The following is a 7,877-nucleotide window of genomic DNA, read 5'->3' on the forward strand; positions in this document are numbered from 1 at the left end:
TCTTCGGTGCCTTAGTTGGCGTCGGCCGCGTTCATCATCAGGTATTCCATGACGAGTTCACGTTCGCTGTCATCAAGGCCGGCCCGTTCGAACATGGACGGCACGATGCCTTTCCACTGTTGTTGCGTGTAGTGGGTCACTTCCCGTGGGGCGTGACAGACAGTACACCGCTGGAAGAACATCTTCTCGCCCGGAGTCATGTCGGCGTAGAGGGATGCCGTCAAAGCTTCGAGCCGCTCCAGGCCAAGCTTATCATCGTCAATCGCGGCAAGCTCCGTATCCTCGATAATCGCTGGCTTTTCATAGGCCATGTTCGGACCTTCCGGGTCTTCGCACTTGCGCATTTCGATCAAGACCGTATTGGCAGACGTGGCCTCGCTGAGGCCCGAAGCGCGCTGCGTGGAGGTCAGGAAGTTCACCAGACCCGAGTTACAACGTCCCTTGCTGTCCAGTGACGGCCAGCACCCTTCGTAGATAGAAACGACGCCTGGCATGATCTCGTCACTGACAACGGCCCCGGCGATAACGGTGCCTCGGTCGTTATAAAGCTCGACCAGATCGCCATCGGCGATGCCGCGTTTTTCGGCGTCATCGGCGTTGATCCGAACCGGTTCGCGACCCTGTACCTTGTAGATACCCCGCAGCGTTTCCGATTGGTCCATCTGGCTGTGCAGGCGGTACCATGGATGGGGTGACACGACGTGCAACTGGCCTTCTTTGGCATTGCCGAGATATTCGTGTTTCTCCATCCACATCGGCATACCGGGGCAGTCCTCGATCTCCATATTCGCGATGTTTTCGCAAAACATTTCGATCTTGCCCGATGCTGTGTGCAACGGGTTTGCTTCCGGGTCCGTGTAGAATTCTCCGTGGCGCACCCACTTCCGGGCCTCGGTAGGTACCGGCATCCGGGCATAACCCTTTTCCCAGAACTCTTCGAACGGGGTTTCCTTGGCCGCGCCCGAAGCCTCATAGGCCAGTTTGATGTGATACATCTTGTCTTCGCTGTCTGTGAACTGCGCCCACAGACCCAGTTTGTCGGCCAGACCTTCGAAGATTTCATAGTCGGGCAGGCTTTCGCCAACCGGTTCGATCACCTTCTTCATCGCGTAGACGCGGTCGTTCGAATAGGTGCCGCCCGAGGTGATGTCATCCTGTTCCAGTGTCGAGGCTGCAGGCAGGACGATATCAGCCCAGCGGGTCGCAGCTGTCCACCACACATCGACAGAGACGATGGTCTCGACCTTCTCAAGCGCGCGGATCAGCCGGTTGGTATCCTGCTGGTGCGACATGAAGTTGTTGCCGGCATTGAAGATCATCTTGATGTCGGGATAGGTGTTGGTCTGCCCGTTATAGAAGAAATCCACGCCCGGGCTTTCCAACGCCTCGGTAATGCGCGAGGCCGGGACGATCTTCTTGACGAAGTTTCTGCCCTGGCTCATGCCGACCGGTGTGGCGTTGCCACCCTGAGGCATACCGCCGTTACCATAGTGCCACGAGAACCCAACGCCCTCGCCCGGTTTACCAATCTTTCCAAGCAAGGCCGCAAAGTTGATCAGCGACCAATAGGCCATCTCGCCATGTTGGGCGCGCTGGATGGCCCAGGAACCGGCGATGCTGGTTTTCGACGATGCGATGAGTTCAGCGAGATCCTTGATCTCCTGCTCGTCAATGCCGGTGATAGCCGAGGCCCAGGCGGGCGTTTTTGGTGTGCCGTCGGTTTCACCTTTCACATAGGCAATCCACTTGTCGCTGCCGACTGTGTATTTGTCCAAATAGGCCTGGTCTTCCAAACCGTTTTCCAGCGCGTGATAGGCCATCGACAGGAACAGGGCGGTATCGGTGTTCGGTATGATCCGTTTCCACTCTGCGTTCAGATAGTCGTCGCTGGCGGTGCGCTGCGGGTTGATCGAGATGAACTTGACGCCCGCATCGCGGATTTCTTCCCAATGGGCATACATGCCGTGGTCGGCCACGCGGTACTCGATCCGGTTGTTCTTGATCGGGTCACAGCCGACAAGCACGAACAGTTCGGTATTGTCGCGGATGGTTTCCCAGGCGGATTGCGCGGAATAGACTTCCATGTCGCCGATGATATGCGGCAGACATACCTGACCGGCACCAGCCGACCAGTCGCCCGCCGTGTTCGTGCAGCCGCCCATCAGGTTGATCAGACGTCCCTGCAGAACATTCGGGCGGAACACGCCGGCATTCGACCAGCCGCCATAGGATGAGCTGAAGATCGCTTCGTTTCCGTGGTTGGTGGCAGTATCCAGCAGCGCCTTGGCGGTTAGGCTCCAGGCGGTGTCCCAATCGACGCGGACATATTCTTCCTTGCCGCGCAATTCGGGCTTGATGTCGCCACTTTCCCAACCTTCCAGATAGGATTTACGCACCATCGGGTAGTTGATCCGGCTCTTGTCATAGGTCCGGTCCATGACGCCGTAGGCCAGCATCTCGGTGGGACGGGCATCAAGCTCCATGATTTTGTTGATGCCGATAAGCTTGCCATCGCGGACCACGGCCTCAAATGGGCCGAAATGGGTCGCGTGGAACGTGCGCGCCCCGAAGGAGTTGGGGTCTAGCGCTGCAAGTGCTGTCGAATTCATCAGGGCGGTTGCGCCGAATGTGGCGATACCCCCTTGCAAAAAGGCGCGGCGGGTTGGCGTTGAGAAAGACATATCGGGCCTCCTGTGACTGGCTTCTGGGCGCACATTATTCTTTGGGCGAAGCTGTCACTTTGACTGCGCACAACTGCGGTTGTCCAAATATGTAAAGAAATGTAAAAGCAGCCTATGGCGCAGCATATCCTAATCGTCGAAGACGACCGCACAACCCGGTTGCGGCTTGCCGCTTATCTGCAAGAGCAGGGGCATCGCGTCAGCATGGCCGAGGATGCGGACGAGATGGAAAGCATCATCGAATACGATCCGCCGGATCTGTTGCTGGTCGATATCAACATGGACGGAAAGGATGGCCTGACGATCACCCGTGAACAGCGGGCAAAATCACGGGTCGGTATCATCCTGCTGACAGCCCGCGATGATCAGGTCGACAAGATCGTCGGATTGGAAATGGGTGCCGACGACTATGTAACCAAACCATTCGACAAACGTGAATTGGCGGCGCGCGTTAAAAATCTGCTGGCTCGGATTGCGGATATCGGGCAGGCACCCGAGGGCCCTCCGCCGGTCGAATTGTTTGGCGTTTGGTGTTTTGATCGGATTCGGCACCGGTTGGTCTCGGTCGCAAGAACAGAAACACTTACACCTCAGGAATTCGCGATTATGAAGGCACTGGCAGATCACCCTGGGCAAACGCTCAGCCGCGCGCGGCTTTCAGAACTGATCGGCCGCAGCTCCAACCGCGCCAATGACAGGATGATCGACGTGGTGGTTGGACGGCTGCGCAAGAAGCTGGAAAAAGACCCGGCCAACCCCGAATGGATTTTGACCCAACATGGTAAGGGTTATCACTTCGTTGATCCGACTTCGACCTGAAGCCCCGCCTCTGTAGCCGCCACTTCAAGGGTTGATGCCGCGGTCTTGGCACTGGCGCAGACCCGGTCCAACAGGGCCTCGCTGGAATCACTGTCTTGGGCCTCCAACTCGGCAAGCAGCGTACAAAGGGTCTCAAGCCGGAAATTCGCAGCGGCACCTTTCAACCGGTGTGCGGCTTTGCGTTGCTGGTCGGCCCGTGTGGACTTGATCGTCGCCACAGCCTCGGGCAATGCGCGCAGAAACTCGGATACGATCAGCGCTGTCGTTTCATGGCCGAGATCTGAAATATCGCTTCGAAGACTGTCCAAAACCGCCGTTTCCTGCTGGAGCGTTTCGGTCGCGCTGACAGGCGAAAGAACTTCTGTCAAAGCCCTGGGCGAGATCGGCTTGGCCAGAATGCGCGCAACGCCCAGCCGGGCGCGGTTCTGTTCCGTGTCATCAATCAAATGCGCCGTCAGCGCGACCAGCATCGGCGCGTGTTCCCCGGCGCCAATCCCTGCGGCTACCTCCTCGCCTCGCATGTCCGGCAAATCAAGATCGATCAGGATCAGATCGAAGCGATTGTCACGGCAGCACTTCAATCCGGCCATTCCGGTTTCAGCCTCTTGCACCCGACATCCCAGCCGCTCCAGATAGCCCCGTGCCACCATGCGGTTTACGGCATGATCGTCGATCACCAGGACATTGCGGTTGAGATCGGCCTCGGACAGTTGGGTTTCGTCTTCGGGCACACAGTCGGCATCACCGGGCATCAACGGAACGGTCAGGGTAAACCGGGTGCCGACGCCAGGTTCACTTTCGACGCTCAGCACCCCGCCGAGCGCTTCGGTCAGATTGCGCGAGATGGCAAGACCGAGACCAAGCCCCTCTATTCCTGCGCGTTTTACGGTTGCTGTCCGCGTATAGGCATCAAAGGCCTGAGCGATAGCCTCGCGCGTCATGCCAATTCCGGTGTCGGTCACCGTGAAACTGACAACGGGCTGTCCTGTGTCCTCCGCCACCGCGTGGTCCACGGTAAGCGTGACAGTCCCGCGCTTGGTGTATTTGACCGCGTTCGAGATCAGGTTTCCCAGTATCTGTCGGATTTTCACAACGTCGCCGAACAGCACCGGGGGCGCGGGTTCTGTGAGTTGGACAACGGTCTGCAGCCCCGTCTTTGCGGCCAGCGACTGCAGCTGGTGACCAAGCTGGCCAACAAGATCGCGCAGGTGAAAATGCACGGGGTTCGTGCGATTACCGCTGTCTTCGCTGCTCGCATAGTCCAGAATGTCATTTGTGATCTCCAGCAATTCGCGGGCCGAGCGGTGCGCCGTTCGCACCCGATCTTGCCGGTCCTTGTCTGTCACTTCGGCCTCCAGCAGCCCCAACATCCCGATAATCCCGTTCAGCGGGGTGCGGATTTCATGACTCATCCGGGCCAGAAACTCGGTTTTGCTTCGGTTTGCGGCCTCGGCCTCGGTGCGCGCCGCGTCCGAGGCCTGCATCTCGGCAACGACATCGCCGGTACGCGCAATCACCGCCTCTTCCAGATGTTCGCGCAGCTCGGCTGCTTCGCTTGCGCGGCGACGCAGGATGTTGAGCGCTTTTTCCATACGCCCGATCTCATCATGGCCGCTGATCTGCATCGGCGCGCCATATTCACCCTCTGCCACGGCCACGATGCGCCGGGCCAGCTCTCCCAGACGCGCGACCAGTTGCTGTCGGGCGTAAAGCCACAGGACCGAACCGGTGATCACCGCTGCAGCGACCACCACAAGCAACGCGATGTTCATTACCGACGACTGCCGTTCTGCTGCCGCGATCTGGGCGACCCCCTGGGCCTGCACGGCATCGCGAGCCTGTCGGGCTTGCGACGACAGGCTCGCGATCAGGGATTGCAGGCGTTGACTGTCGTCAGCAATCGCCATCTGCAAGGCGATCCTGTCCTGCTGCCGGTCAACCAACCCACCTTGCGCGATGGTATCCTGCAGCTGTTGCAGCGCAGCCTGTGCCGCGTCCCTTGCCGTAGGTGTCGGCAGGTAGCGGATGCGACGATCGGCCAGCGTCAGACGATCCGATAGCTCGGTGCGGAGATCGGCCAGCGCATCTGGCGTGGCAATCACCTGCACCTGCTGCAGCTTCAGCCGGATCGTATCAACCACATTTTCGAGCTCTGTCAACCGTTCGAAGGCAAAGAAATGGCGATCCGCAAGTTCGTCCAGCGCCGGGCGCGGATCGCCGTCAGACTCGGTATAAATCCCTACGATGCCGGCTGTTATCCTTAGTCGCGCCAGATCGGTCTCGTCGCTGATGATTGATTCCAATTGGCCCGCCAGCTGGATGATCTCGTTTGTTTGTTCCGCGATGTGGATGGCAAGCTGCAACTCCACTTGTCCGTTTTTGGCCATTTGCGCGACAATCTCGCTGGCGCGGGATTCCGGCCCTGTTTGGGCCGTGGTCGGGCTCATGCCCAGCAAGACCTGAACCCCACGTTCGATGCTTTCGACGGTCTGGCCAAGCGCAACTGAAATTCGATCAAGATCATCGCTGGTATCCGCTTGCGTGAATGCGGTTGCAAGCGTGCCAACAACTTCGGCAGAGGCGCCGATCCGGCTGGCCAGCTCTATTGCGGGCAGGTTGGTTTCGATTAGATCGTTCTGCGTGCGAATCAGATATCGGTTGACGGCAATCGCGACGATACCCACCATAATGGCAAGCGCCCCCATTGCTGAAAGGATCTGGATCAGCCGCGTGTCAAATCTCGTCCGTCGCATTGTCAGACACTACGGGGCCATCTGGGTTGGTTCAATCTTGGCGGCCGGACTTTGTGTCGCGTTCTGGTCTGCTGCCGCGGCGGGTCCGCGTACGCTGGTGTGCGTGCTTGTTCCCCATTTCAAGGATGAATACTGGCTAAGCGTCGGCTATGGGCTGGAACAGCAAGCAGAGCGGTTGGGGTTGGACCTTCGATTCTATGAGGCGGGCGGCTACCGCGCCCGTTCTCGGCAGATCGAGCAGATTGAAACCTGCATTGACCAGGGCGTCGATGCAATACTCATCGGCGCAGTAACATCTGATCATGCGGATCTGATCGCATCGATAGAACAGGCAGCGCTGAGGACCCCTGTTTTTGGCCTGGTCAACGAGCTTCATGCAGATACCCTGAGTGGGCGCATCGGAGTCGACTGGCAAGATATGGGACAAGCGGTAGGGCATCACTTGACCAAGCTGCATCCCGACGGATCGCCTCCCAAAACCGCAATCTTTATTTCAGGTCCGGCAGAAGCCGGTTGGACGGGCCCACTGGAGGCGGGGCTGCGCAATGGCCTGAGCGGCAGCGAGGTGACCATCCTCGAGGTCTTTGGTGCCGACACGGGCCTTAGTCAGCAACTGGCTCAGGTCGAAACGGCCTTGGAACGCTATCCCGATGCGGATTACCTGATTGGTAGTGCACCAGCAATTGAGGCGGCAATTGGTGTACTTGTGAACTCAGATGATCCTGATCCGCCGCAGCTGATCTCTACCTATATCAGCCATACGGTCATGCGTGGCTTGATGAATGGAAGGGTCATAGCAGCTCCATTTGACGATCCGGCCATGCAGGGTGACATGGCACTCAATCAGGTTGTGTCCGTTCTGGCATCTGAAAAACCGGTCGGGCTGACTGGGCCTGACATAATCCTGTTGACCCGGTCAGATCCGACGTTGGTCGATATCCAGATATCTCCGGCAGAGTACTTTCCAAGCATTCAGTAAGTCAGCGGAAAGCAGACCGTCATATCTCAGTGAGCAGGACCGACGATACTAGTGGTTCTTTTGGGCATCGAATCCACGTTTCTTACAACAAGGCTTTTCACTTGTGGTTCTCAAAAACCATTACTACCAAAGTTCGGTTCTGCTGGCCTTTGTCTTTCAGCGCGACACGGTATGTGCCGCGCTCTGTGATCAGCTCCCGCAAGTTGTAGCTGTCGGGGTGATTCAAAGGTTTCGACGCTGAGGTGCTGCTACCCTCGCGACAGCTTGAAACTTCCCTCCAGGCGTCTCGAAACAAAAGACCTGCATCTTCGCTTCGGTATGAAAATGCCCAGTAACAGGAAATGCCCCTGGTGCCGGTCAACCCCACAAAGGTCTCACAGATCATGTCATTGGGCAGGTCCGCAGACCTTTCGTGGTTTTCCAGCATAAATACCCGATCACAATCACCTGCCAAACCGGTAGTTGAATACAACGCCAGTGTCGCGACCAGGGTGATTTGAAAGAGAAGCAGTATGCGTGTGCCCGCTTCGGGTTGAACCACAAAGTCGGATGATTGTTTTTTTGAGGTTTGGCAACGATCAGACATGATGACCTCGATGTCGCCCCCTTTTGGCAGCTACTCTGCAGCGTCCGGAACCGTTGCTT

The 7,877-nt window shown here is 57.9% G+C and carries 5 protein-coding genes; 2 read left to right on the forward strand and 3 right to left on the reverse strand.

All coding sequences use genetic code 11. The features are described from left to right. Nucleotides 1-11 precede the first annotated feature (11 nt). On the reverse strand, nt 12-2,681 hold the full coding sequence (locus ACR0IK_RS16545) for a molybdopterin-dependent oxidoreductase (RefSeq protein WP_480642307.1): 2,670 nt from the start codon (nt 2,679-2,681) through the stop codon (nt 12-14). A gap of 114 nt (nt 2,682-2,795) precedes the next feature. Here ACR0IK_RS16545 and ACR0IK_RS16550 point away from each other — a divergent pair, with 114 nt between their 5' ends. Next, nucleotides 2,796-3,500 (forward strand): response regulator, encoded by a 705-nt coding sequence (locus tag ACR0IK_RS16550; protein WP_480596143.1) that lies wholly within the window; start codon nt 2,796-2,798, stop codon nt 3,498-3,500. On the opposite strand, the gene ACR0IK_RS16555 is transcribed toward ACR0IK_RS16550, so the two are convergent. Further along, a complete protein-coding gene (locus ACR0IK_RS16555) occupies nt 3,473-6,253 on the reverse strand; it encodes an ATP-binding protein (RefSeq protein ID WP_480642308.1) in 2,781 nt (926 codons plus the stop codon). The two genes, ACR0IK_RS16550 and ACR0IK_RS16555, sit on opposite strands and share 28 nt — an antisense overlap. Between ACR0IK_RS16555 and torT the strand changes: the two genes are divergently transcribed. Continuing rightward, nucleotides 6,231-7,232 carry a TMAO reductase system periplasmic protein TorT gene (gene torT, locus ACR0IK_RS16560; protein ID WP_480642309.1) on the forward strand — a complete coding sequence of 334 codons (1,002 nt, stop codon included), beginning with the start codon at nt 6,231-6,233 and terminating at the stop codon, nt 7,230-7,232. The genes ACR0IK_RS16555 and torT overlap by 23 nt on opposite strands. Nucleotides 7,233-7,329: 97 nt before the next feature. On the opposite strand, the gene ACR0IK_RS16565 is transcribed toward torT, so the two are convergent. Continuing rightward, the gene (locus ACR0IK_RS16565; RefSeq protein WP_480642311.1) at nt 7,330-7,818 is read right to left on the reverse strand and encodes a hypothetical protein; all 489 of its coding nucleotides are present in this window, start codon (nt 7,816-7,818) and stop codon (nt 7,330-7,332) included. Between the last annotated feature and the right edge of the window lie 59 nt (nt 7,819-7,877).

This window comes from Ruegeria sp. BF7 (assembly GCF_056538605.1).

Coding starts and splice junctions, on each gene's coding strand:
- ACR0IK_RS16545 (WP_480642307.1), bottom strand. CDS start 2,681: ATGTCTTTCTCAACGCCAACCCGCCGCGCCTTTTTGCAAGGGGGTATC.
- ACR0IK_RS16550 (WP_480596143.1), top strand. CDS start 2,796: ATGGCGCAGCATATCCTAATCGTCGAAGACGACCGCACAACCCGGTTG.
- ACR0IK_RS16555 (WP_480642308.1), bottom strand. CDS start 6,253: ATGCGACGGACGAGATTTGACACGCGGCTGATCCAGATCCTTTCAGCA.
- ACR0IK_RS16565 (WP_480642311.1), bottom strand. CDS start 7,818: ATGTCTGATCGTTGCCAAACCTCAAAAAAACAATCATCCGACTTTGTG.